This is a genomic window from Halomonas sp. Y3 (assembly GCF_024137965.1).
GTDB classification, from domain to species: domain Bacteria; phylum Pseudomonadota; class Gammaproteobacteria; order Pseudomonadales; family Halomonadaceae; genus Halomonas; species Halomonas mongoliensis.
In genome coordinates this window covers 801,108-826,479 of sequence record NZ_CP099975.1, presented here as the reverse complement: position 1 = coordinate 826,479, position 25,372 = coordinate 801,108, and the positions used below count along the sequence as shown (strand labels likewise).

The 25,372-nt window shown below is 65.5% G+C and carries 21 protein-coding genes and 2 tRNA genes; all 23 read right to left on the bottom strand.

What is annotated here, in order from left to right; genetic code table 11:
* Positions 1-94: 94 nt before the first annotated feature.
* Positions 95-574, bottom strand: coding sequence for a hypothetical protein (locus NHL60_RS03895; protein ID WP_253449260.1), 480 nt, complete (start codon positions 572-574; stop codon positions 95-97).
* Positions 571-3,351 carry a phage tail tape measure protein gene (locus NHL60_RS03890; protein WP_253449257.1) on the bottom strand — a complete coding sequence of 927 codons (2,781 nt, stop codon included), beginning with the start codon at positions 3,349-3,351 and terminating at the stop codon, positions 571-573. The genes NHL60_RS03895 and NHL60_RS03890 overlap by 4 nt, the downstream gene beginning before the upstream one ends.
* Positions 3,352-3,589: 238 nt before the next feature.
* Complete coding sequence (locus NHL60_RS03885) at positions 3,590-5,395, bottom strand: ClpP-like prohead protease/major capsid protein fusion protein (protein WP_253449254.1); 1,806 nt, start codon at positions 5,393-5,395, stop codon at positions 3,590-3,592.
* Positions 5,395-5,652, bottom strand: coding sequence for a hypothetical protein (locus tag NHL60_RS03880; RefSeq protein ID WP_253449251.1), 258 nt, complete (start codon positions 5,650-5,652; stop codon positions 5,395-5,397). Before NHL60_RS03880 ends, NHL60_RS03885 begins: the two co-directional genes overlap by 1 nt.
* A gap of 453 nt (positions 5,653-6,105) precedes the next feature.
* Positions 6,106-6,507 carry a helix-turn-helix domain-containing protein gene (locus NHL60_RS03875; RefSeq protein WP_253449248.1) on the bottom strand — a complete coding sequence of 134 codons (402 nt, stop codon included), beginning with the start codon at positions 6,505-6,507 and terminating at the stop codon, positions 6,106-6,108.
* Between the two features lie 46 nt (positions 6,508-6,553).
* A complete protein-coding gene (locus NHL60_RS03870; RefSeq protein ID WP_253449245.1) occupies positions 6,554-6,844 on the bottom strand; it encodes a helix-turn-helix domain-containing protein in 291 nt (96 codons plus the stop codon).
* Positions 6,841-7,116, bottom strand: a complete 276-nt coding sequence (locus NHL60_RS03865) for a hypothetical protein (protein WP_253449242.1) — start codon at positions 7,114-7,116, stop codon at positions 6,841-6,843. Before NHL60_RS03865 ends, NHL60_RS03870 begins: the two co-directional genes overlap by 4 nt.
* Positions 7,113-7,553 carry a hypothetical protein gene (locus NHL60_RS03860; RefSeq protein WP_253449239.1) on the bottom strand — a complete coding sequence of 147 codons (441 nt, stop codon included), beginning with the start codon at positions 7,551-7,553 and terminating at the stop codon, positions 7,113-7,115. The genes NHL60_RS03865 and NHL60_RS03860 overlap by 4 nt, the downstream gene beginning before the upstream one ends.
* 272 nt (positions 7,554-7,825) lie before the next feature.
* Positions 7,826-8,020 (bottom strand): AlpA family transcriptional regulator, encoded by a 195-nt coding sequence (locus NHL60_RS03855; protein WP_253449236.1) that lies wholly within the window; start codon positions 8,018-8,020, stop codon positions 7,826-7,828.
* A 97-nt stretch (positions 8,021-8,117) separates the two neighbouring features.
* The gene (locus tag NHL60_RS03850) at positions 8,118-8,807 is read right to left on the bottom strand and encodes a hypothetical protein (RefSeq protein WP_253449233.1); all 690 of its coding nucleotides are present in this window, start codon (positions 8,805-8,807) and stop codon (positions 8,118-8,120) included.
* A complete protein-coding gene (locus NHL60_RS03845) occupies positions 8,804-10,042 on the bottom strand; it encodes an integrase arm-type DNA-binding domain-containing protein (protein ID WP_253449231.1) in 1,239 nt (412 codons plus the stop codon). The genes NHL60_RS03850 and NHL60_RS03845 overlap by 4 nt, the downstream gene beginning before the upstream one ends.
* A 162-nt stretch (positions 10,043-10,204) precedes the next feature.
* Positions 10,205-10,280, bottom strand: a tRNA-Lys gene (locus NHL60_RS03840).
* Between the two features lie 30 nt (positions 10,281-10,310).
* Positions 10,311-10,386: transfer RNA gene (locus NHL60_RS03835), tRNA-Lys, on the bottom strand.
* Between the two features lie 75 nt (positions 10,387-10,461).
* Positions 10,462-11,319 (bottom strand): 23S rRNA pseudouridine(2605) synthase RluB, encoded by an 858-nt coding sequence (gene rluB / locus NHL60_RS03830; protein WP_253449229.1) that lies wholly within the window; start codon positions 11,317-11,319, stop codon positions 10,462-10,464.
* Complete coding sequence (gene scpB / locus NHL60_RS03825; RefSeq protein ID WP_253449227.1) at positions 11,316-12,182, bottom strand: SMC-Scp complex subunit ScpB; 867 nt, start codon at positions 12,180-12,182, stop codon at positions 11,316-11,318. The genes rluB and scpB overlap by 4 nt, the downstream gene beginning before the upstream one ends.
* On the bottom strand, positions 12,179-13,030 hold the full coding sequence (locus NHL60_RS03820) for a ScpA family protein (protein ID WP_253451988.1): 852 nt from the start codon (positions 13,028-13,030) through the stop codon (positions 12,179-12,181). Before NHL60_RS03820 ends, scpB begins: the two co-directional genes overlap by 4 nt.
* A 136-nt stretch (positions 13,031-13,166) precedes the next feature.
* Entirely contained in the window at positions 13,167-14,807 is a 1,641-nt protein-coding gene (locus NHL60_RS03815) for a sensor domain-containing diguanylate cyclase (protein WP_301271091.1), read from the bottom strand.
* Positions 14,808-14,861: 54 nt separating this feature from the next.
* Positions 14,862-16,805, bottom strand: coding sequence for a sigma-54-dependent Fis family transcriptional regulator (locus tag NHL60_RS03810; protein ID WP_253449224.1), 1,944 nt, complete (start codon positions 16,803-16,805; stop codon positions 14,862-14,864).
* Between the two features lie 392 nt (positions 16,806-17,197).
* Positions 17,198-17,704, bottom strand: a complete 507-nt coding sequence (locus NHL60_RS03805) for an acetone carboxylase subunit gamma (protein WP_253449222.1) — start codon at positions 17,702-17,704, stop codon at positions 17,198-17,200.
* A 70-nt stretch (positions 17,705-17,774) separates the two neighbouring features.
* Positions 17,775-20,111, bottom strand: a complete 2,337-nt coding sequence (locus tag NHL60_RS03800) for a hydantoinase B/oxoprolinase family protein (RefSeq protein WP_253449220.1) — start codon at positions 20,109-20,111, stop codon at positions 17,775-17,777.
* Between the two features lie 48 nt (positions 20,112-20,159).
* A complete protein-coding gene (locus tag NHL60_RS03795; RefSeq protein WP_253449217.1) occupies positions 20,160-22,313 on the bottom strand; it encodes a hydantoinase/oxoprolinase family protein in 2,154 nt (717 codons plus the stop codon).
* A 212-nt stretch (positions 22,314-22,525) separates the two neighbouring features.
* Positions 22,526-24,355 carry a DEAD/DEAH box helicase gene (locus NHL60_RS03790; protein WP_253449214.1) on the bottom strand — a complete coding sequence of 610 codons (1,830 nt, stop codon included), beginning with the start codon at positions 24,353-24,355 and terminating at the stop codon, positions 22,526-22,528.
* A gap of 50 nt (positions 24,356-24,405) precedes the next feature.
* The gene (locus tag NHL60_RS03785; RefSeq protein WP_253449211.1) at positions 24,406-25,215 is read right to left on the bottom strand and encodes an enoyl-CoA hydratase-related protein; all 810 of its coding nucleotides are present in this window, start codon (positions 25,213-25,215) and stop codon (positions 24,406-24,408) included.
* Between the last annotated feature and the right edge of the window lie 157 nt (positions 25,216-25,372).

Sequence of the window (25,372 nt, the reverse complement as noted above, 5' to 3'; positions counted from 1 at the left end):
ACCTGCCCCGGCGCGGGGCTCGTAAATAGCCAGAATTCGGGGCTCTGCGTCCCCTCAGGCCCGGGGGTGGGTGCATAAGGACCCGTCCGCTTCCTCAGTTCAGCCGGCCCAGCTCGCGCTCGATCTCAGCCTCGAGCGGCGCGGCCAGCAGCTCCCGGTCTGCCCGGGCCGCTGCCTCTGCCTCAGCGGCGTCGCGCAGCTCAGTCACGGCTGCGCCCCACTCCTGGCACATCACCCGCAGCTCCAGGGATACCCGGAAGGCTGTCGGGTGGGTGTGCTCTGCCTCAGGAATCTCTGCCAGGCGCAGCAGCTTGGCCCCCCCGGTGGTGAAGAAGTCGTTCATCGGCCGCAGGTGCATCGGCGTGGCCTGCTCACCGGCCGTTCGAAGCTCGGGCAATGCCACCCCCCGGGCCTTCTCGATCAGGCGCTCAATGGCCGCCATGGCGGCCTCCCGTCGCTGAACGGTTTCGGCAATCCAGCGGCGGGCCTCTTGCTCCTCAGCCAGCCGGCGCTCGATGTTGGGAATCTGCGCCAGCTTCTTGAGCTGCTCTGGTGTGTACTCGCGGCGTGTCATGATGCTCCCCCTGGTAGGCCGAGCAGGAATTCGGCGCCCTCGGCGTTGGCGCGTAGCTGGACCTTTTCGATGATGTGCCACATCACCATTTCAAGCGCCGGCTCCAGGCCGTCGCTCTCGATCTTGATCAGACCATCACCGTTGCGCAGGGCATCGGTTCGGGCCTTCATCATTTCGATCTGCGCCTCGATCTGCTTCTTCTGGAGTTCGAAGGCCTCGTCGCGGGCCTTGCGCTCGGCTTCGATCTGCTTATCGAGTTGCAGCTGGTCCCAGCGGCCCAGGTCACCCCCGAAGCGGAGATCGAACAGCCCCCCGAGAAGCTCCTCGGTGCTCTGGATCGTCGTGTTGATCGAATCGAATGCGGCCTCGGCCTTGCGCATCTCGGCTTCGATCTGGGCGGTCTGCAGGTCGACGGAGAGCTCCAGCGTCCGGATACGCTCGTTGCTGAACAGCTGCTCCATCGCCAGCTCGTGGGATAGCACCGCGTCGCGGGCCTTGAGGATCGCCTCTTCGGTGGTCAGCACCTCCCCGGCCAGCTCCTGCTGAGACTTGGCCGCCTTGCCGGTCGCCTCCACCAGCCGCACCTGATAGGCCTCCTGGATGGCGGCCCACTCCTGGGCGTCGATCTCCCCCCTGACAAAGGCGTCGCGGTAGTCGAGGTAGGCATCCCGGAGGTTGCTCCAGGGATCCTGCCCTCGGTCCTCGAACAGCTGGCGCATCGCGTCGTCTTGCCGCTTGGCCAGGTCGAAGGTCTCCTCGGCGAGTTCCCGGGTATTGGCGATACTCTCCTCGGTGGAGACGTTCACGATGTCCAGGGCGTTGCCCCAGTTGTAGATCGGATCCGGCGTCCCCTTCAGGACGTTCTGGTAGTGCTCGACCAGCTTCATCGACTCGGCGACGCTCTTGCGCATCGCGTCATCGGCATACCCGTACTCCTCGGCGATCTCGATGAACTCCTCGAGCGAGGCCCCGTCGATCGCCTCCTGGTAGTCCTTCCAGCGCTGCGCCTCCTCCCCCCCGGGGCTCAGGCGGATGCGCTCCAGGCGCTCGGCTCGCGTCTCCACCCCGAGCATCCCGGCGGCCAGGCGCTCCAGGTGGGGCAGCGAGAGCACCACCGCTGCAGTGATGCCTACCGGCCCGGTCAGCGCCGCCACGATTCCCTTGAACAGCGGCGCTACCTTGGGCAGCACCCCGGCGCTCCCCGCCAGCAGGCTGAAGCCTTGGTTCAGCTTCAGCACCACCCCCAGCAAGGTATTCACCGCAATGGCAGCACCCCCCAGATAGCCTGCCCAAGCGATCAGCTCCGGATTGATCTTGAGTATCCAGTTCGCCAGGCTCGCCACCTGCTCGAGGAAGGGTCCCAGGGCAGTGATGGCCCCGGCGGTGTAGGCGGATAGGGTCTCGAAGGCGAGGCCGAGGGTCTCGATCACCCGGGCCAAGCCGTCGACGCTGGTCAGGTCGGCGCCGTCGAACAGGTCGGCCACCGCCTCCCGGATCATCTCGAGCCCGTCGAAGAAACTGCTGAAGTCCGCCTGCTCCAAGGCTGCAGGCAGATTGGCGGCCACATCGCCCAGGGTGTTCTCGATCCCCTGAAACATCTTCTCCAGCTGGTCCACGAAGCCGGAGAGCTGCCCGCCGGTCACGCTGGCCCCGATGGCGTTGAAGATCTCGGCAATGGCCGACTGGATGCCGGTGAACTCATCGAGGAGCGGGTCCCCGATGGCCACCATGGCCACGGTCATCGCGTTCTTAATGCGCTGCGTGCCGAGATCGACCGCGTCGGCCATCTTGTCGTATGCCGTCGCGGTGGCGCCGGCCTTGTCGTCCATATCCCCGAGGATCTCGGCGAAGGCCTCCGCCACTGGCCCGGTCAGCGCCAGCACCCCCCGGGTCGCCTCGGTCGAGCCGAACAGGGTGCGCATCGCCTCTTCGCTCCCCCCGGTAGCGGTGGCCAGGCTGTCCAGGAAGCCCTCGAGCCCCTGCGAGCGCAGCGCGGTTGCCCCGAACTCCACCCCGAGCTCCTCGGCGAGCGTCTTGGCCTGCTGGGATGGCCCCAAGATTGAGTTCAGGGCTGCGCCGACCTGGGTCACTGCCTGGCTGGTGGAAAGGCCGGTGCGGGTCAGCGCTGCCACGGCCGCAGCCAGGGTGTCGAAGTCGATGCCGAGTTGTGAGGCCAGGCCCGTGACCTGAGGCAGGGCGCTCGAGAGCTCGCCGATGGTGGTCATGCCGCCCTGCATCGCAACGAACAGGGCGTCGGTGTAATCCTCTGCCTCACTGGCCTCTGCACCGTAGGCACTGAGCGTGCCGGCCAAGGCTTTGGCCGCCGTGTCGAGGTCGGTCTTGCCCCCCACTGCCAATTGCTCGGCAGCGGCCAGCAGCCGCATTGCCTCTTCCGTGTCGTTACCGGCACTGATCAAGTTGTAGTAGGCGCCGGTCACCGTCTCGATGGATTGCGTCGAGGTGCTGGTGTAGTCGAGCACCTGGGTCCGGAGCCGGTCCAGGCTGTCGGCCGGCAGCTCGATCAGTGTCGAGATCTCCCGAAGCGACTTGTCGAAGTCACCGGCCACCTTCACAGCGAAGAGCGCGAAGGCAGCGCCGGAGCTCAGCACCGCGGCCTCCAGCGCCAGCATATCCTTGGTGAAGTCAGCGAGCGGGGCGGTGGCTTTTTCCACTGAGCCGGCCACGCTGCCGATCTTGCGGGTGGCGCTATCGACGCCGGCCCCCATTTGGTCGACGCCTTCGAAGATGATGGCGACGGACTTCTCTAGATCAGCCATAGATCAACCTCCTGGCCCTGATCAGCCGAAAAAAAGCGGGCCACCACCAGAGGTGGGGCCCGCCGGAGTGACGGCGCGGCGCCTGAAGTTCGCGTTGCCGTCGTGGGCTCGGTGGTGAAGGAGCGACACATGCCAGGCCGCCGCGGTCCACCGCGCCCGGTCGCAGGGGGGAGGCTCCCATACCCATCCCCTGCTGAAGCCTATGCGAGCTCACCGTACGCACAGGCCCACCGCTCGGTTATTCGCCCACCTGGCCGCGGAACAGGCCGCGGTAGTCCAGCGGTGCCACACCCGCATCGACTCGGACCTTGAAGCTCACCCCGTCGACGGTCCATCCCTCCTGCTGCTCCAGGTAGGGGCTGTCCTGGCCGTCGAGGTAGGCGATTTCGATGGTGTCGCTGCCCTGGGCGGCAGAGACGAACCACTGCTTGGTGCTGGACTGATCCAGCCGGGACTCGACCACCATCTCGCCCATATTGGCCACCGGGTTCATGATGCCGCTGTTGTACTCGGCCCCTGGGATGCTGGTGGAGCGCAGCACCTGCATCATCACGCCTTCCAAGGCTGCCGGCACGATCACGAAGGCAGGGTTGATGTTCAGCGGGTTGCCCTGGGTGTCGGTCTGGGTGCGCAGGGCGTGGCGGGGCTCGCTCAGCACGTCCGGCGACAGGGCATTGGTGGTGCCGATGTTGTTCCGATCGCTGTGGAAGAGCGTCTTGCCCTGGAAGTTCGGGTTGCCGGTCAGGATGCTGTAGACCAGATCCCCGATGGTGCGGGAGGCGGCCTTGCCCAGCCGGGAGGGCAGCTCGCTGAAGGCGCTCAGGTCATCGTTGATGATGGCCTGCCGGGTGATGCTGAACAGCCCCCCATAGGTGGCCAGGGCGATCGGGGCCCCCCGGTCATCGGTGGTGACGTACTTGTACTCAGCGCCTTCCTTCACCTGGGGGAGGGGAGCGAAGCCGCCCATGCCAACCCGGTGCGCGGTGTGGAAGTTGGACAGCGAGCCCTTCTTGCACCACCGCTGGAAGCTCTCGCCGGAGTATTCCCAGCCCCGGAGCATCGACTTGCTGGCCGTGTCGGCGAGCAGGTTGCCGAAGTCGCTGGTCGAGTGAGTGAAGGCCATCCCCACGACTGCCAGGCGGCTGCCGGCGCCAGCAATGCTCACCCCGTTGTCGACCAGGGAGGCCCGGGCCATGTCGAAGAGCGAGTGATGCTTGTAGGGGTTGGCCTGCTCCTGCAGCTTGGCCATCCCGAGGCGGGCGTGCAGCGCGTCGGTCAGGCAGTCCTTGACGATGTTGCCGTTGCCGGCGAAGGCGCCCGTATCCCGGCGGGGATGGTCGCACGGGGTGATGTCGCGGCCGAGTGCGGCCATGGCGGCCTCGCGGACTTGATCGGGTGTCTGGCTCATGATGGATGAATCCTCTTTCAGCGCCCGGATCTCTGCAGTGTCGGGCAGAACGTCGAACAGCGCGGCCACCTGCTGCTCCCTGCGTGCTTCGCGGGCCTCTGGGCGGTCGGTGATGTCGGTCAGGTAGGCCATGGCGGCGGCGGTCAAGCGGGGCTTGCTGCTGTCGCTGTCGTCGACGCGATGGGCGAAGCCGGCGGCCACCGCCTCCTCGGCGTTGAACCACGTCTCCGCGCCCATGATGGCCTCGATCTTCCCGCGCTCCTGCCCGGTGCGCTCGGCGTAGAGCGTGACCATCTCGGCGGCGTGCTTGTCCAGGCTCTCTGCCACCTTGCGCATTTCGCCGGCATCGCCCATAGCCGCGGTCCAAGGGTTGTGCACCATCAGCAGCGAGTGCTTCGCCATCTCGATCTCATCGGCGGCGAGCATCACCAGGGTTGCCGCGCTGGCGGCCAGGCCGTCCACCCGGGCGGTCACCTTGCCCTTGTGGCTGCGCAGGGCGTCGTAGATGGCCAGCGCATCGGTCACTGAGCCGCCCGGGCTGTTGATGTGGACGGTGACAGGCTTGCCCCCGCTCAGGCTGCTGCGCACCTGCTGGGCGAGCGCGGCGTCAATCACGTCGTAGATGTGAAGATCCATTACCGGCCCTCCTGGAGATCCTGCCGGGCCTGCTCCAGGGCGCCAGCCGCATCGCGCTCCTGAGCCGGAGTCAGGCAGGGATTCGGCACCGGCTCAGCAATGTGGTCTGCCCACTTGCGGATGCTGTGGCGAGCCAGGGCGGCGAGAGTGAACGGCGGTATCGCGCCATCGGGCAGCGCGCTGTCAATCTGGCGCTTCATCTGCTCGAGGCGGCGGACGGTATCGGCATCAAGGCGGACTACCAGGGATTCGGACATGACAGGCGGGCCTTTACTGTTTGGCTGTACAGTAACAATAGCACATATTGTGTTTTAAGAAACCTGCAAGCACAACATGATGTGACCCAGCAGCCTAACGCCTTCGCTTCGCTCAGTTGTTCGGCCCGGCGACTCGGCCGGATCAAAGATCCGGGCCTCGCTTGGGCCCGGGGGCCTGCTCACTCAGCCGAGCATTCGGCCCAGTGGATACGGTCGTAATACCCCCCAGGGTGGTAACTCTAGAAGGGTGTCCAATTATTGAACCCGGTAAATCTCGAAACAGGCCGATAAGGGTCCAATTTTTGAACCCTTATTTGGGGCCCAATGCGGCGCCAGCCGATAAGGGTCCAATTTTTGACACCGTAAGGTTCAATTTTTGGACCCGGTATTTATCGAACGGGCACGAAAAACCCGCCTCGGTGGGCGGGCCTGGAAGGTGCCCCAGACTTGGGGTCACCCTTGGGATAGCTTGCGCCTGGGGACGATGCTCGGCGGAACGTCCAGCTCCTTGCCGGGGCAGTCGTCGATGGTCTGCCAGGTCAGAGCATAGAGCGCACAGCGCGCTCCCTCCCGGCCGCGACGGTTGTCCCGGGTCTTGGTGACCAGGTTGCGCTCCTGAAGCTCCTTCAGCGCCTTGGCGAGCGTGCCCTTGGCCATGCCTCCCCAGTCCTCGAGCATGGCGTGGGTCGCGGCCAGGTTGCCGTTGTTGCGGCCGTTGTACTGGCTCCCCAGCACCATCAGCACCTTCATCGCGGAAGGGGAGAGCTCGCGGAAGTCGCGGCTCTCCATCAGCAGCTTGGGAAGCGCCCAGAACCCGCCAGGCGTCGACACCTTGTCGCGCTTCTTCTTCGCCATAGGGCACCTCTCGAGACGGTACCCCGAAACGGGGTACCGTTTGCGATCACTCGGTCTCGACCAGGTGGTAACGCCGGATCTTCCTGCAGCGCGACGCTAGGTCTGGATTCGGGTGGTCATGTTTCTCGATGCGGTAGCCCTTGTTGATCAGGTCGCGGACCACGGCGCGGGCATCGGCGATGGGGAGTTGCCATTGGAGTTCCGCGGCGCTCATTGGCTGGCGCCGAAGGGCGGATAGCACCATGCCGCACTGGGTGCTAGGATCGACCTTGCTGCAAGGCGTTTCCTGATTGGCCCGATCTCCCCCAAGGTCGGGCCTTTCTACGTTTGCGGTCATCGGGTGCCCTCCATGCGATTCAGCCCCCACGCCTCTTGCCAGGCGCCAACGATCAGCTTGGCCAGGCGGTTGGTCGTGTCGCTATCCAGCAGCTCCAGGGCCTCCACCAGCTCGCTGAAGCCCTCCAGCTTGTGAAGTTGATCCTCGCGGGTGCGGGTATACCGGGCAGGGCGCCGGAGGCGACGGGCGTGCCCCCTGGCCGTCCAGCCGAGGCCGTCTTGCCGCTGGCCGATGTCGTCCAGCAGGGCGGTCAGGTCGGTGGTGGCTGTCATGACGCACCCCCTGCGCCAGCAGAGACTCCGGCCTGGTGCAGAACGGTGTCGAGCGCCCAGCGCAGCGTTTCGGCGGGCGAGGCGTAACGAGCCCGGAAGTCGATGATGGTCGGGCAGTCTGGATCAAATGTGACGGTGAATTCGCGGGCGGCGGTCTGCTCCACCACGCACGCATCGGGCCGGCCAGTCCGGCGTATGGCGTCTTGCCAGGTAGGGGCGTGGATCTCCAGGCGGGTGCCGGTGCTGGCCAGGTACACGACGTGCAAGGGGTGGCCGGCTTGCTCCTCCAGGGCTCGGGCCTTTTCGGCGTGGTGGCTGTAACGCTTCAGGCGGGTCGCTGCGCTCGAGTCGCTGAAAAGGGCGGCTCTGGCCATTGCACGATGTGCAGCGGCGCGGTCGGAGAGGATGCGGGAAGGGAACAGGCGTGTGAGTGCCATGGGTGAGACTCCTATGTGATCGGAGTCGTCCCCGGCTGCGGCCAAGCAGCGGATGGGGGCGACTGTACGCGGGTTGGCCGACCGGTCACATAGGAAACCGGCACACCCGAAGGTGTCCCACGCACAGCCGCCATTGCGAGTGGCAGGCACAAAAACAGCGCCTGACACGAGTGCGGCGCTTGTGCGCCTATGTGGTTCCGACCGGCCAAGGTCGGTTGCAGGATTTACTGCAACGCCTTCACGATAGCCCTGGGTGTGGGTGGTCGTCAACATCAGGCCACCTCCCCGCGCACGCCACGGCTTTCGATCCAGGCGTCTACGTCAGCCTTGTGCCAGGCCACAGCGCGGCCATTGGGAGTGAGCTTCACTGAGCCAGGGAACTCGCCCTTCTTCATCAGGCGATAGATGGTCGGGGTGCTGAGGCCGACTAGCTTGCGAACCTCTGGGAGTCTGAGAAGTGCTGCCATGCCGTGATTCCTCTTGATGGGTTGGCATGGCTAAGGTTGGTGATTGTCGTAACTTATTGATAACTGAGATTTTATATAATTTTCGTTTTAGCTGTTTCTAATCTTTCTGCTTTCTGAGCCTGAAGATCTCCGGCCAGGCGCTGCTCTGGTAATCGGCCTCGATCGTGCCTGCCTTCAGCGTTGTGAAAGTCTTCGTCACCTCCTCAAACAGCGCCCGGTCGATGGGGTGTCGCTTTGGGTCTTGCTCGTGTAGCCGTGCCGCATACTCGACTGCCCACTTCCTAAGGTTGGCCAGCCGAGGGACATTCTTGTTCGGCGGATGCAGTGGGGCAGGCTCATCTCCACCGCCCCGCTTTTCGACGCGGGTATCCCCACCGAAGAACTTATCGTGCCCCTTGGCATAGCGATTGCCAGCGGCAGCGAGGGCTCTGGTGTCCGGCTTGGGCACAGGCTGCGTAAACCTGTGCGCCAGCTCGCAGGCGTAGAGCGCGGCCAGCAGCTCGGCCTTCTTCTCGCCATGCTCGGCCACCAGGGACTCCCGCTTGCGCTCCAGAGCGTCGCCAGCAGCCTGAGTCGCGGTGATGGCGTCGCGGAGTCTGGGCGGCCCCATGGCATAGCGGTAGAGAATGGCGGCGAGAATCTCCGGCTCTGCCGTGGCCTTGAACTCGACGGGCTCGTCATCTACCACACCAGGGCGCGGAGCCTGCCGTTCGATGTAGCCGGCCAGGCGCTCGAGTACGTTGTCGAGGTCGGCGGCGATGCTGTCGAGGTCGTCGTCGCGCTTCATGCTTGCCCCCGTATCGGCACCACATTGCCAGATCCATCGCGGAGCGCCTCGAGGTAGTCCGCCCAGCTCTGCAACATCTCCCGGCGCTGGTCGAGGAACTTGGTTCTGTTGTAGGCGCGGCCATTGGCGTCGCGCACCTTGTGGGCGAGCTGTTGCTCGATGTACTGCTCTGGATAGCCCAGCCGCTCAGCCAGGATGGTACGGGCCATGGCGCGGAAGCCGTGGGCGGTCATCCGGTTCTTGTAACCGAGAACGTCCAGGGCGGCGCCCAAGGTACTGTCGCTGATAGGGCGTGACGGGCCGCGCACGCTGGGGAAGACATAGCCCTCGGGGCCGGTGAGCCCATGCAGGTCGCTGAGGATCTGCACCGCCTGCCGTGGCAGGGGCACGATCAGCGGGTCTGCGTTCTTGCTGGGCTGGAATGACCATGTGGCGGCCTCGAGGTCGAAGTCTTCCCAGCGGGCGTTGCGCAGCTCACCAGGGCGCACGAACAGCAGCGGCGACAGGTTGAGGGCGGCCACCACTACGGGCGTGCCCCCATAGCCGTCGATGGCACGAAGCAGTGCCGGTATCTCCTGTGGGTCGGTGATGGCGGCGAAGTGCTGAGTCTTGCCCCGGCGCAGGCTGCCGCGCAGATCGGCGGCAGGATCTCGCCGGGCCTTGCCGGCGGAAATGGCATACCGGAACACCTGGCCGCATACGGTCTTGATCCTCGAGGCGGTCTCGAGGTGCCCCCGCTTCTCCACCTTGCGCAGACAGTCCAGCAGCTCCGGCGCGGTGATCTCGCCCACGGGCCGGTTGCCGAGCGTGGGGAAGATGTCGCGCTCGAGCCGGCGCTTGTTGCGCTCGTAGTGAGCCGGCACCACCTCGTGCTTGTGGATGTGCTCGAGCCATTCGGTCGCCACTGCCTTGAAGGTGTTGTCAGCGGCTGCCCTGCCCTGCTCCTTGGCGAGCCGCTTGGCGGTACTGGGGTCGAGCCCCTGGGCCAGCAGCTCCTTTGCCTCGTCGCGGGCCTTGCGGGCCTGGGCGAGCGACACCTTGCCGGCGCCCTCGCCATAGACACCGATGGCCAGGCGCTTCTCCTTGCCGTGGTGGCGGTACTTCAAGCGCCAGTACATGCCCCCATTTGGCGTGACCTCGAGATACATGCCCCCACCATCGGAGAGCCGGTAAGTCTTCTCTCGGGGCTGGGCGCTGCGGACGGCGGTCGCCGTCAATTTGTTGGTCGCGGCCATGGGGGCACCTCGGGGCGGGGGCATGGATCTGCCCCCATAGATGCCCCCGCATAGGCCGAGAAGTCAAGAGAACGGGTGATAAGCCTAGAAAGCAAAAAAGCGCCCGAAGGCGCTTTCTTGTGCGGTTTCAGATACTTCATGAGAAGTTATGAAACCTATAACTGGTGGGTCGTGTAGGATTCGAACCTACGACCAATTGGTTAAAAGCCAACTGCTCTACCAACTGAGCTAACGACCCGAGCTTGCGAACAAGCCTTGCAGGTCCGGATGGTGGGTCGTGTAGGATTCGAACCTACGACCAATTGGTTAAAAGCCAACTGCTCTACCAACTGAGCTAACGACCCTTCCGAACGGGGGCAGATATTACTGATCTACCCCTCGCCTGGCAAGCACTTTTTTGCCTTTTGTCGCAGCGCCCCTCAGCCGCGCCCCCTGGGCTTGGGCTTGCGCATGGCCTGCACCGGCTTGCGCTTGTGCTTGTCGCGGCTCCAGCGGTTCTTCTCGTCCGGGGTCAGGTCCGGCACCTTGCGGGCCGGTAGCCCGGCCAGCTCGGCGAGGTCGTCGACCTCGTCCTGGGTCAGCTCGGTCCACTCCCCCGCCCTGGCCCGCTTGTCGAGGAAGATATTGCCGTAGCGCACCCGCTTGAGGCGGCTGACGGTAAGCCCCTGGGACTCCCACAGGCGGCGCACCTCGCGGTTACGCCCCTCCATGATGACCACGTGGAACCAGGTATTGATCCCCTCCCCGCCGAACTCCTGGACGTCGGTAAAGCGCGCCGGGCCATCATCGAGCATCACCCCCTCGACCATGGCCACGATGTTCTCGCGGGTCACCTCGCCCATCACCCGCACCGCGTATTCGCGCTCCACCTCGGTGGAGGGGTGCATCAGGCGGTTGGCCAGCTCACCGTCGGTGGTGAACAGCAAGAGGCCGCTGGTGTTGATATCGAGGCGGCCGATGGCGATCCAGCGCTCGCCCTTGAGCCGCGGCAGGCGTTCGAAGACGGTGCGCCGCCCCTCGGGGTCCTTGCGGGTGCACAGCTCGCCCTCGGGCTTGTTGTACATGATCACCCGCCGGGGCACCTCCTCGGCGCCGCGCAGGGTCACCGGACGGTTGTCGAAGGTCACCTTGTCGCGCATCTCGATGCGGTCGCCCAGGGTCGCCACCTCGCCGTTGACCCGGACCCGCCCATCGGCGATGGCGGCCTCCATCTCGCGGCGGGAGCCCAGCCCGGCGCGGGCCAGGACCTTCTGCAGTTTTTCGCTGGTCGTGCTCATCGGTCATCATTCTCATCGGGTGTGGATTCCGCCCCCGGGGCAGCGTCATCGTCGACGCGGCTCCGGGCACGTTCGGCCAGGCGAGCCTCCAGTTCGGCGAAGCTCAGCCCTGACCGCTCTGACGCCGTCCCGGCGTGGTCATCGTCGGCCCTCCCGGCCGTCGTGTCGGCGGCATCGGCCACAGCCGGTGCCTCCTGATCTCTCTGCTCGTCCTCCTCCGGCGCCATCCGCTCCTCGTCGAGGGGCGCATCGGCCTGGGCCAGCAGGTCATGCTGGGCCGGCGGCGGGCCCTCTTCCTCGAGCCCTCCCCTCAGCCCCGGCTCCTCGAAGGCCTTGAGCTCGTGCATCGGCGGCAGCTCGTCCAGGGTCTTCAGGCCGAAGTCGTCGAGGAAGCCACGGGTGGTGGCATAGACCGCCGGGCGCCCCGGCACGTCGCGATGGCCCACCACGCGGATCCAGCCACGCTCCAGCAGGGTGCGCATGATCGAGCCGCTCACCGTGACGCCGCGCACCTCCTCGATATCGCCCCGGGTCACCGGCTGACGGTAGGCGATCAGCGCCAGGGTCTCGAGCAGTGCCCGGGAGTAGCGTTGGGGGCGCTCGTCCCACAGCCGCGAGACCCAGGGCGAGAGCCGCGGGCGAATGCGCAGCTGGTAGCCCGAGGCGGTCTCCAGCAGCTCCATGGCGCCGCGCTCGTGGCGGATGCCGAGGCGCTCCAGGGCCTCGCGCAGGGCCCGCCTGGGCGGCCGCTCATGGTCGTCGAACAGCCCCTCCAGGCGCTCCAGGGAGAGCGGCTCGCCGGCGGCCAGCAGCGCCGCCTCGAGGATCTCGTCCAGGGCCTCGGGGTACTCCATGGCGGTCATGGCCGCCCTCCCTCGTCATCGTCCGCGAAGGCGCTCTCGCCTTCCACCTCCAGCTCATCCCGCGCGTCCGCCTCCACCGGCGCCCGGGCGCGCACGTGGATCGGCGACAGTGGGGCGTTCTGCACGATCTCGATCATCGCCTCCTTGGCGAGCTCGAGGATCGCCATGAAGGTGACGATCACCCCCGCCCGCCCCTCCTCCAGCGTGAAGAGCGCCTCGAAGGGGGTGAACCCCTCATGGGTGAGTCGCTCCATGATCGCCAGCATGCGCTCCCGGGTCGAGAGCACCTCGCGGCTGATCTGGTGGGACTGGGCCAGTTCGGCGCGGCGTAGGATGCCGGCCAGGGCGCCGAGGAGCTCATCGAGCTCCACCTCGGGGTGGATCACCCGGGACTCCAGGGGCGGCAGGGCGGCCCGGGCGGGGAACCAGTCACGCCCCAGCCGCGGCAGCTCGCCCAGGGACTCGGCCGCGCGCTTGAGGCGCTCGTACTCCTGCAGGCGGCGGATCAGCTCGGCTCGCGGGTCCTCTTCCTCATCGTCGCCCCCCTCCTTAGGCGGCCGCGGCAGCAGGGTCCGCGACTTGATCTCGGCCAGCATCGCCGCCATCAGCAGGTACTCGCCGGCCAGCTCGATCTCCATGGCCTTCATCAGCTCCACATACTCGATGTACTGGTGGGTGATGGCGGCCACGTCGATGGCCAGGATATCCAGGTTCTGGCGGCGGATCAGGTAGAGCAGGAGGTCCAGGGGCCCCTCGAAGGCCTCCAGAAAGACCCGCAGCGCCTCCGGCGGGATATAGAGATCCTCCGGCAGCTCGGTGATCGGCTCGTCGAACAGTCTTCCGAGCACCGCGGCCTGCTGGGCCGCAACGGCGGTCTGCTCGGGGCTGGCGGTATCGGGGGTGACGCTCACGCGGCGTGCCTCTCTGGGGACGCAGGATCAACGGGCCAGTCTAGCAAGTTGACAGCGACTCAGACAGGCCCCGTTACTCGGACGCCCTGTCACGCTCACCACAGGTGCGGTTGCGACCGAGCGCCTTGGCGCGGTAGAGCATTCGATCGGCACGCTCCAGGGCGCTGTCGGGGGAGTCCTGTGCCCGCAGGGCCACGACCCCCAGACTGACGGTCACCTGGACTACCCTCTCCCCAGCATCAACCAGCAGATCCGCCACGGCGCGCCGAAAGCGCTCGGAAAGCGCCAGAGCCCCCTGATAGTCGGTCTCGGGCATCAGGATAGCGAACTCTTCCCCACCCAGCCGCCCCAGCACATCAGAGCCACGAAGCCACTGCTCGCCGACATGCACTAGCGCCTTGAGCACCTGGTCACCGGCAGCATGGCCAAAAGTGTCGTTGATGCGCTTGAAGTGGTCGGCATCGAACATCACCAGGCAGGCCTTGCCACCGTGGCGCTTCATGCGCGCCAGCTCATCTTCCAGGCAGTCGATAAAGTAGCGCCGATTCGGCACCCCCGTCAGCATATCCACGGTTGCCAGTCGCCGAAAGCGCGCCTCGCTGGCCTCGAGCTCCAGCTGCAGACGCTTGCGCTCCGACACGTCGGCGATATAGCCATGCCACAGAACGCTGCCGCCTTCGAGACGCTCCGGCGTGGCCAGCCCCTCGGCCCAGAGTTCGTGTCCGCGAGGATGGCGCACCCGGTATTCACAGTGCCAGTGACTCAGGGTGGCGGCCGACACCTCGACCGCGGCCCTTACACTCTCCCGGTCGTCGGGGTGAATCACGTTGAAGGCCGCCGTATCGCTTCGCGCCAGTTCGTCGGGGGTCGCCCCGTAGATCGCGATACTGCGGCGGCTCGCGTAGAGGAACCGCCCCTCTCCGCTGGGCGAAAGCAGATACTGGTAGATGAAACCTGGCAGCTGCTGCCCCAGCTGGTCCAGCGCATCGAAGGCCTCGCGGCTTGCCCGCTCGGCCTCCTTGAGCGGTGTGATATCACGCGCCATCCCGACCAGTTCGATGATACGTCCGGCACCGTCATCCACGGGCACCAGCAGGGTCTGCCAGTCGCGCGCGCCGGCCGGCAGCGCCAGGCGTTCCTCGTACTGAATGGGTCGCTTAAGCTGAACACACTCGCGGTAGTGCGCCTTGACCGCCGCCGCCTGGGCCTTATCCAGCAGAGCATCGGGCGTCTGGTGGCGTATCATCTCGAGTGAGATGCCGGTCTGCTGACGATGAGCCGGGTTGTTGTAGCGAAACACAAAGGTATCGTCCGACTCGACCTTGACCACGAAGATCGGATCCAGGGCGCTCTCGAGAAAGCGCCGATGCAGCTGCAGCGTGCTGTTCAGACGCTGACGCTCGAGCATCTCCGACGTCACCTCCCGGGCAATACCGAACAGGCGCAGCGGCTGGCCATCCGAGTCCCGCATCAGCCAGGCGCGATCATATATCCAGACCGTTTCGCCGCCGGGCCTCAGGATGCGATAGCGCCGATCGACCTCGCCCTGCTGCAGCAGGCGAGCATCCTCCTCGAAGGCCCGAACCGGGCGACCGCAGCGGCGGCCAGATTGAGGTAGGGCACACTGACGTCCTCGTTCACGTCGAAGGCGGGGGTGGCAGAGACGCCCGGGGCGCGGTCGTCCAGCAGGCCGTCGAACTCGCTCTTGCCGCACTCCGGCTTGTCGCGCGGGGCCAACAGGCGACCGCTTAGGCACTACCGCCCCTGATCATGCACGAAAATGCTCGCGTCCTGGTACCGAAATACGCTGTTCGCGAATTCGACAGTATAGGGTTGAGCGGGCAATGCCCAGCTGACGAGCCGCCTGGGAGATATTCCCACCACTCTGCAAGAGGGCCTGTTCGATAGCCTGACGCTGCAGGCTGGCCAGATCATTCTCCGTCACCTCCTGGCCCCCTCCCGAGGGAGCCGGCAGTGGCTCGAGGATCTCTTCGGGCAGGTCATGCAGGGAGATGACGGGGGCATCAACCAGTGCATCCGTGGTGGTGATCACATTACGCAGCTGGCGCACATTGCCCGGCCAGGGGTAGCGCAGCAGCGCCCGCACCGCCTCTTCGTCGAGGCGCCGAGTGGGCCGATCCTGCCGACGCGCCTGTCGATGCAGGAAGTGCTCCGCGAGCAGGACGATATCGTCTTCCCGCTCGCGAAGCGGCGGTATCCTCAGGCGCATCGCGGCGATGCGGTAATAGAGGTCCTGCCGGAAACGGCCGGCGGAGATCTCGTCCGGCAGGTTGCGGTTGGTCATGGCGAGCAGCCTGGCATCCACATGCCGAGGCTCATGGCTGCCGATTCGGTAGACCACCCCATCCTCGAGAATGCGCAGCAGGGTGGGCTGAAGGTCGAGGGGCATCTCGCTGACCTCATCCAGGCATAGGGTGCCTCCGTGAGCGGCCTCCAGCTTGCCCGGCCGCCCCTCCTGACTAGCCCCGGTAAAGGCGCCCCCCACGTATCCGAACATTTCGCCACCGATCAGATCCCTCGGCAGCGCACCACAGTTGACCGGCACGAATGGGCCCGCCTGGGCGCTGGCCGCATGGATGCCGCGGGCGAACAGCTCCTTGCCGACACCGGTTTCCCCTTCTATCAGGAGCGGTGCCTGTGTCGCCGCCAGCCGTGTAGCCTGCTCCCGCGCCGCCTGCATGGCGGGACTATCGCCGACCAGCTCCCCCAGGGTGATGCCGCCCCCCTCGGCCGGCAGTTTCTGCAACGCGGCACTCGACCGGGCCCTGCTCTCGGACCGGGTGGGACGCGGTGCGATGATCACTCCCAAGAACTCGTCACCGTCGAAGAGCGGACAGATTTCGGCGGTGGGAAGGCGTGCCGTCAGCTTCTCCAGGGATTCCTCACTCGGGGTATCTCGCAGCAGGGGAATGCTGTCTTCGTAGAAGAGGTTCCCCGCCACTCGCTCGAGCTGGCGCTTCGCCACCGGACTGCCGTACACCACCATGCCGGTCCGACTCACCACGATGGCATCCCGGTTCTGCCAGCGGCGACGTTCGTCGAGGAAGCACTCGATGATCCGGCGATGATCGGCTTCGGTACGCTGGCGCAGCTCACCTTCGATCTGCCGGGCCACCGACACCACATAGGCGAGGCCCTGGGGACTGAAGGTGCTGGCTGGGCCGGAGAGGTCTACCACGCCGAGGATGCGCCGACTGAGCGGGCTGAACACGGGAGCCGCCGCGCAGGTCCAGCGCTGGACCTCGCAGCAGAAGTGCTCGAAGCCGTGGATGGTGACCGGCTGTTGGTTGGCCAGGGCCGTACCGATGGCATTGGTCCCAATATGCCCCTCATCCCACAGCCCACCTCGGCAAAGGCCGATATCCTGACCCAGCTCGATGGCCTGGAGATCACCCACGGTCTCGAGCACCGTCCCGTGAGCGTTACTGAGCATCACCATGGAGCGTGCTCCACAGAGAAACTGGCGCCCCAGCTGAAGCGCCGGCTGGGCGGCGGAGAGAAAGGCGCCACTCTGCTGGCGAATGCGAAAGAACTCCCCCTCGCTCAGGGTCTGGGTATGGGGGCGATCCACCGGAACCTTGCTGTCGAGTGAACGCCGCCAGGAAGCCAGTACCTCGTCACGAACGCCTGGCGGAGCCTCACCTCGGTTCAGGAAGGCCTCCCAGGCACGATAGAGCTGGCGATCCTGCATAGTTTTCCTCCAGCGTGGCTGACGGGCCGAGCAGACCCGCAGATCTCACCGGACCCCTGTCGCAACCGCGCCCATACTGCAGACCGACGGGCCCCGCTCCAGAAGAGATCGCTCGCCGCCCTCACGGGTCAGCGGCGCCGACATCCTATCGCTGCCGGCAGGCCGACATGGTCACTGCTTCGGCTCTTGTGATTGTGGTTGCCGCTGAACGACGTAGATGGCACACAGCCCCCTAATTATAGCAGCTACATCGGAAGCCTGCATCGGAAGCCTGCTCGACCGGGCATAGTCTCACGCCTCATCGCCAAGCCACGGGGGCTGCTATCGGCGCAAGAGCGGACGGCAGCCCCCTGGGGGGGGGGCCGCCGCTCGACTGCGAGGCAATGGCCGTGTCAGCCGGCCGCCCTGTCTGGCACCTCCAGTCCCAGCCAGTCTCGGTAGAAGGTCTCGATATCCGGCTCGAAGTCATGAATGACGGGATACCAGGCTGTGGGCGCCTCCACATCCAGCAGATCACCGCTGAGCGGGCAGTAGTACTCACGAATGGTTTGCCATCCCGATGACGGGGCCATCAGCTCAGGATAGATCTCGTTGAGCTGCTCCTGGCTCTCGCGTACATAGATCACAGCGTGCAGTTTCCAGTTCTCCCGATAGTCGCAGAAGACATGTCCGGCCTGGGACTTGATGACCCAGCGATGCGTCCCCTGCTCCTGCACGATGTAGAGCTTGGGTCCGAGAGGCAGGATGATGCGATCCTCCCAGGGGACCCGCTCCTGCAGTATCTCCAGATAGGTCTCGAAGCGCTCTTCGTCCTTGGGGGTGGACAGCATCTTGTGCAGGGTGTCGTGATCGATGGTGCCATCGATCAGGTCGGCGATCTTGGTGCGTTCATAGCTCATGGTGTGAACTCCAGTTGTTGTTGTGCCTCATGGAAAGCCCCGGCGACTCGGTTGAGTCGCCGGGCGGCGGTTACTCCTCGTCCACCAAGGTGACGGTGCGCACGTCCGGCAGCTCCGAGAGGTCCATGTGGTAGTGGGAGCCGTAGTGGGGAATCCCCAGCTGCTCCTCGCGCAGCTCCCAGCTCTCGGGAAGCTCCCAGAAGGCTCGGAACTCATCCAGGAAGCGCTGACTCAGCTGGAAGGACGAAGCAAACATCTGCTGTACCTGGGTCGTGGCATCCTTGTTCAGGATCCGCTCACGCTCCCCCTTCATCCACTCACGGGTCGGGACAGCGCGCGCCAGGCGCTCCTCGCGCACCTTCTGGCGACACGCCTGCGTCGCTTTGACATCCACCCGATAACCCTCGGCTTCCTCACGCACTACCACGCCATAGATCTTCTCGGCGAAACGCGGCAGGATGTGCCCCTCGTCGATATCACTCGCCACCATCAGCGGATCTCTATCCAGCGGATCACCGAAGCCAGGCCCCCCCTTCATGGTGTTGAGATAGAGGTCGTAGTCCTTGTACATCTCCTCGGTGGTAATGGCCTGCTTGTCGCGCTTGACCCGGGCTTCGGGAATGAGCTTTTCATAGGCCCGCTCGCCCGGATCCACATCCCCGCCGAGTGGAATGGGCTCACCGGCCTCGATCAGCGCCTCTAGCCCGGTATCATGCGCGCAAAAGCGATAGCCGGAAGCCGCCGGGAAACCGCCCATCAGTCCCCAGTCCGAGCTGATGTGCCCGTTGCCCATGAAGAACATGGTCCAGTCCTTGGCATTCCAGACCATGCGCAGACTTTCCCAGCCACTACCGCCCCGGTATTTACCGGAGCCACCCGAGCTGGCCTTGATCTGGCGCCCGAGGTAGACAAGCGGCTCGGCCAGTTCCCAGATCTCCATATCCCCCATATCGCCTTCCGGGTTCCAGATGGCGGCGGCATGGCTGATGCCATCGCCGAAGGCCGAGGCCCCGACCCCGTTGGCAGCACACTCGAAGCTGTTGACGGCATGAATCTCGTCGTACTGGTTGAAGCCACCGCCCTGCAGCCAGTTGGAGGTATTGGCATTCCCGGCGTTGACCTCCTCCAGGTAACCCCGCCCGAAATAGGAGCGGCTCAACCCCCGCCACAGGGCAGTCCAGCTCGAGACCAGGAAGTGCCAGGCGTACGAGAATGCGACCCGCCGATCGTCCGGGTTCATCCAGGTGCCCTTGGGCAGCCGAAACTCGGTGCCGTAGGCGGCACCATCGTTAATCATCTCGGAGGGAATCAGGGACTGAGTCATCATGACCCAGATGCCCGAGGTGAAGCTCACCTGATGAGCATTATAGGTATGCCAGCCCCAGCGAGTGGCGCCATCGAAGTCCAGACGCCAGGTGCCATCCCCACGGATCTCGATCTCCGAAGGGGTGTGCATGATGGTGTCCACCTTGGCGAAGTCGGAGGGGACCCGCACATCCTCATGCTTGTAGGGCACATCCACGAAACCGACCTGACGATACTTCCCGGGAATGGTCATCGCCTTGATACGCGCATGCAACCCTCTCTTGCTGTGTTCCACCGCCTCGTAGCAGAACTTCCAGTAGCTTTCGATGCCCTCGTCGCGGATCAGCTCCTCGACCATGTCTCGGATCATGTGACAACCGGCCACCCGCGTACGCTCGTCGAGCATCCAGTAACGCGTCGTGCGGACCATGCGCTGGCTCTCGTGGAGCCAGTCGCGGAACAGGGTATCGTTGGCGCCTATCTTGCGACAGGTTATTGAATAGCCGTCTCCGAAACGCTGGACCTGACCGGTGGACATGGAGCCCGGGCCCACGGAGCCGGTATCGATGACATGGGTCACCCCTCCGACCCAGCCCACCAGCTTACCCTCCCAGAAGATGGGCACGATGGTATGGATATCACAGGGGTGCACATTACCGATCAAAGAGTCGTTATTGCAGAAGATATCCTTGTCATGGATACCCGGATTGCTCTCCCAATCATTCTCGATCATATACTTAATGGCGGCCCCCATGGTACCCACATGGATGATGATACCGGTGGAGGTCACGATGGCATCGCCTGCAGCATTGTAGAGGGTGAAACAAAGCTCACCCTCCTGCTCGACGATGGGCGAGGCCGCGATTTTCTTGGCGGTTTCCCTGGCATCCACCACGCCGGCACGTAACCGGGAGAACAGTTTGTTATAACGAATGGGCTCTTCATCCCGGAAGGTAAGCGTATCGAGCCCGGCATAATGACCGCTGCTATAGGTCGCGGCCAGTACCCGGTCACGGTGCTGCTTGAGCGTCTCGCCACCGCGGACGATGCCGGCAGAGGAGGAGCCGGAAGAGCTATGGAGTTCATTGCGTTCATATGACATGGGAATCTCTCCGAAGAGGGTCGGGTCTATCGGGTTTGTGACGGCGGACTAGAGTTCCTGAAGATGGAACAACCGATGCTTGTCGAGCCAGGTACGAAAACCTGCCGGCACCACGAAGGTGGTCGCATCGGACTCGATGATCGCCGGCCCCTCGATCTCGTTGCCGGGTAGCAGCGCTTCCATATGGTAGAGCTGGGCCTCCACCCAGTGATGGTCCTGATAGAAACGCCGCGAGCCCAGTTTCGCCTCGCTCGGAGGCGTCTTGCCCGCCAGGGGCTCGCTGGGAATCCGCGGTTTGGGAATGGGGACCGAACCACGCATGATGGCCCCGGTCACCGAGTAACCCAACTCGGGGGAGCGTGCCGACTCGGCATACACTCGCCCATAGGTCCGGTTGAACGCCTCCTCGAGCTGCCCCCACTCCTCCTCGGAGGCCACGGCGGCGAGGGGGGAGTCGATCTCGAGATCATTGAGCTGGCCGCGATACTGCATGCGGTAGGCGGGCTGTAGCTGGACCTGGTGGGCTTCATAGCCGTTGACCCGAAACTCCTCGAGCACGTTATCGGTCAGCTCAAGCCAGGCCTCCTGCAGGACCCTGGCCGCCGCCTCTCGCTCCTCCGTGGAGGCATGCTGATCCAGGTTGATATCCAGGCTCTTGTCGTAGCGGTACTCGAAGTCCGCCGCGGCACAACCGAAAGCGGAGAAGCCCGCCGCCCAGGCCGGCACGATCACATCCTCGAAGCCCAGCCCTCGGGTATAGCCATAGGTATGAACGGGACCGGCACCGCCATAGGAGAAACAGACGAAGCTGCTCGGATCGTAGCCCTTGGCGGAGATCATGGCGCGGATATAGTCATGCAACTCGGAGTCGAGAAGCTCGATGACGCCCGCTGCCGCCTCTTCCACCGAAAGGCCGAGAGGGTCGGCGATCTGCTCCTTGATGGCATCATGGGCTCGCTGGGGATCGAGCTTGATGGCTCCCCCCAGGAAGTTGTCCGGATTCAGATAACCCAGCACCATATGGCAATCGGTGACGGAGACGGTATCGATGCCGCTATCGGCCCAGCAGACCCCGACACGATAGCCGGCGGAGTCGGGGCCCAGCTTGATGGCGCGCGTGTAGGGATCGAGACGCACGAAGCTGCCTGCCCCGGCCCCCACGGAATCCATAGCCACCAGAGGCAGGGAGAGCACCAGGCGAGCCATATCGGGGTCGGTACGAATGGTCAATTCATTCTGAGTGATCATCGCTACATCGAAGGAAGTGCCACCGATATCCGAGCAGGCGATGTTCTTGTAGCCTAGCGTCTCGCCCAGATACTTGGCACCGATCACCCCACCGATGGGACCGGAGACGATGGTGCGGGCAAGCTCCTTGGCCTTCCAGGAGATGGTTCCCCCATGGGTTGCCATGACCCGAAAGTCAAAGTGGGTTCCCTTCTCCTTGAAGGAGTTGGAGATCTTCTGAAGGGTCTCGCGGGAAGGCTCCGCCGCATAGGCCTCGAGGATGGTCGTGTTGGTTCGGTGGGACTCCTTGCGGAGAGGGTAGTAGTCAACCGAGGCGAATACTGAGATCTCCTTGCCTGCCTTAGCCACCTCGTCACGCACGATATCCCTGACCCGACTCTCATGGGCCGGATTCTTGTAGGAGTGGAGGAGGCTAATCACGATGCTGTCGACCCCGCTGGCAATCACCTCGCGGGCCGCCTTCCTGGCGCTCTCCTCGCGCAGCGGAATGACTACGTTACCGAACATGTCGACACGCTCGACGACCCCACGGGTCCGCTTACGTGGCACCAGGGGCTCATCGTAGTAGTGCGTATTGAGGTGAATGCGATCCTCGTAGGCAAAGCCCAGATAGGCCTGAATGGCCCGTCCCATGCGATGGAAGTCTTCCATCCCCTGATTGACGATCAGGCCGCACCTCAGCCCCTTGCGCTGCACCACCCGGTTGAGCAGCGCCGTGCCGGCATAGACCCCGGTCTGCAACTGGGGCAGGGCCTCCTCCAGCGGCATATCCCACAGCGCCAGCGCATCCTCGCTTGAGGAGAGCAGGCCCACGGACTCATCGTCCGGGGTGCTCTGGGCCTTGCCGACGACGAATTCGCCCAGGCTGTCGACGAAGAAGGTATCGGTCATCGTGCCACCGGCATCGATGCCCAGCACCTGCACCTCTCTTGTTGAAGGTTGAACGGTACTCACGGCGTCTCCTCCTGATTGATTATTTTTGTGCCCGTTCGGGGCACTCAATCAGGAGCAAGCGCCATGCCAGCTTGAGACACGGTCTGACACTTCAATAAAATCAAAATTTTAGAGATCAGCACCGGCAGTGCGGCGAGCGACTGACCGTTATCCGGACACCCCTCAGCGTCCGGATAACAGTCAACCCGAGGTGATGGGGGGAGGTTCGCGGGCTACCCCGCCTCGACCGCGCGGCGGTAGCGCCCGGTATAGTCGAAGAGCTTCTCGCGCACCTGCCAGTGGCGCCTCACCTTGCGCCCCACCACGAAATCCGGATGGCGTAGTCGCCGCTGTTCGGCAACCACCTCATCTGGCGTGGTGGGCCGGAAGGGCACCCCCGGGGCCCGCAGGTGCTGGCGAAGGAAGGCCGCGGCAAAGGCGCCTCGCTGGGCCGGGGTCTCCAGGGCGAACCACTCGGACAGCGTCACGCCCTCCTCATCGTGATAGGTGACCTTGAGCCGCGGCAGCCCGCGGCCGTTGACGGTGGCCTCGAGCTGCATGCCGGCCACCCGCAGCACCCGGGCATCCTTGAGGCGCAGCGCCGCCTTCAGCTTGTCATCGGCGTCCACCAGCAGGGTCTGGCAGCCGTGGCAGCGCCGGGCGGCGATATCGTTCTCGGCGCCGCACTCCCCGCACACCTTGAAGCGAAAGCGAAAGTCGCACTGCCGCCTTTTCCCGGCGCCCGATGCCACGCCGCGATTTTCGGCGCCCGACGCCGCGCCATCGACCTGCGGCTCGTCCTCCACCAGCCCCTGGCAGCGGCGGCCGAAGTGCTCGATCACGAGTTCACCGTCGCGCTTGCCCCAGAAGAGGTTGGCGTGGCCGCAGGCGGGGCACTCCACCTGCACCGGCTCGCTGTCGGAGTCGGGCTTCGCAGAGCCCACCTCCGGCGCATAGAGGTCCCAGGGGTTGCCGGCGTAGTCGAGGATCAGGCAGTCCCGCTTGTCCGGCGAGAGGCGTAGGCCGCGACCGACGATCTGCTGGTAGAGGCTCACCGACTCGGTGGGGCGCAGGATGGCGATCAGGTCCACATGGGGCGCATCGAAGCCGGTGGTGAGCACCGCCACGTTGACCAGGTACTTGAGCTCCCGGGCCTTGAAGGCGGCGATGAGCCGCTCGCGCTCGGCGGAGGGGGTCTCGCCGGTGACCAGCGCCGCCTCGCCCACCGGCAGGTAGCCGAGGATCTCCTCGGCGTGGGCCACGCTCGCCGCGAAGAGCATCACCCCCTGGCGGTCACGGGCGCGCTCGACCACCTCGGCGATGATCCCCGGCGTGGCGCGGTTGCCCGCCGCCACCCGGTTGAGCTCCTCCTCCCGGAACAGGCCACGGCTCGAAGGCACCAGGGCCGAGAAGTCGTAGCGCTCCACCGCCGCATCGATGCGACGCGGCTCGGCCAGATAGCCCTGCTTGACCATCAGCCGCAGGGGCTGCTCGAAGACGCAGTCGCGAAAGAAGCAGTCGGCCTCGCCGCGCACCATGCCGTGATGGTGGCGGTGGTAGATGAAGCCCTGGCCCAGCCGGTAGGGGGTGGCGGTCAGCCCCAGCACCTTGAGGCGCGGGTTGGCCCCGCGCAGCCGCTCGATCACCCGGCGATAGCCGGCATCCTCGGCCGGCGACACCCGATGGCACTCGTCGATCACCAGCAGGGTGAAGTTGCCATCGTCGAAGCGGTCGAGGCCACGCACCACCGACTGCACCGAGCCGAAGACCACCTGGCGGCCGCTCTCCTTGCGCCCCAGGCCGGCGCTGAAGATATCCGCCGAAAGGCCGTAAGCCTGGTACTTGGCGTGGTTCTGCTCCACCAGCTCGCGCACATGGGCCAGCACCAGCACCCGCCCCCGGGCCAGGCGCGCCAGCTCGGCGATCACCAGCGACTTGCCGCTGCCGGTGGGCAGCACCACCACCGCGGGGTCGTCGGAGCCGCGAAAGTGCGCAACCACCCGGCGCACCGCCTCCTGCTGGTAGGGGCGCAGGCGGGGCGGGGCGGCGGTGGATGCGGTCATGGGCAGGCTCCGGGGCGGGCGCCCTATCCTAACCGCCGACAGCGGCCTCGTCAGGGGGTAAAGCGCGCCGCTCGGCCGGCCAGGCGAGCCGCCATGGCCTCCTGCTGCTCAGTCCCGCCGAGGAGGCCGGACTGCAGTCGCGCCTCCAGAGCCAGGCGCTCACGCACCTCCAGCCCCGGCGCCCGCTCCAGCAGCTCACCCCAGGCGGCCACTGCCTTCGGCGAATGGCCGGCGATGGCGGCGGCGCTCTCCCGCGCCGCGGCCAGGGGCTCCTCGGCGAGCCGGGTGGCAAGCCCCAGCGCCACGGCCTCCTCACCGCCTACCTTGCGGCCGCTCCAGGCCAGTTCCCGCAGCACATCGCCGCGCAGTCCGGCGCCGGTGACGCTGATACCCATGTCGGGGATGATGCCCCAGAGGAGCTCCAGCAGCCCCAGGCGCGCCGCCGGGTGCACCACCCGGATATCGGCCCCCAGGGCGATCTGCAGCCCGCCGCCATAGACATGACCGTGCAGGGCGGCAATCACCGGCACCCCGGCGTTGCGCCAGCCCAGCGCCAGGCGCTGTACCGGATTGATGCCGGCCTCGTCGGCCTCGAGCAGCGACGGCAGCCGCGCCGGCTGGCCCATGATGGCCCCCATATCCAGACCGGCGCAGAAGCTCTCGCCCTCACCGGCCAGCACCACGGCGCGCAGGCCATCGAGCGCGGCCAGGCGGCGCTGGGCCGCCAGCAGGCCGTCGATCATCGCCCAGTCCAGGCCATTGTGGGCCTCCGGTCGGCTCAGGGTGACCTCGGCCACCCCCGCTTCGACGCCGAGACGCACCCGCCCCTCGAACCGCTCCTCCATGCTTCTTCCATCCATCTGGCCAGTCCTCCTGTTCGGCACCATGGCATCGAGTGTGCCGGGCCCGGGTCGCGCATTCAAACACTCGTTTCATGTCGAGGGCGACTCAAGACGACAAAGGCGGCCCGAAGGCCGCCTTTGATCTCCTGCTGGAGGGATGCTGCTGCGCGAGGTC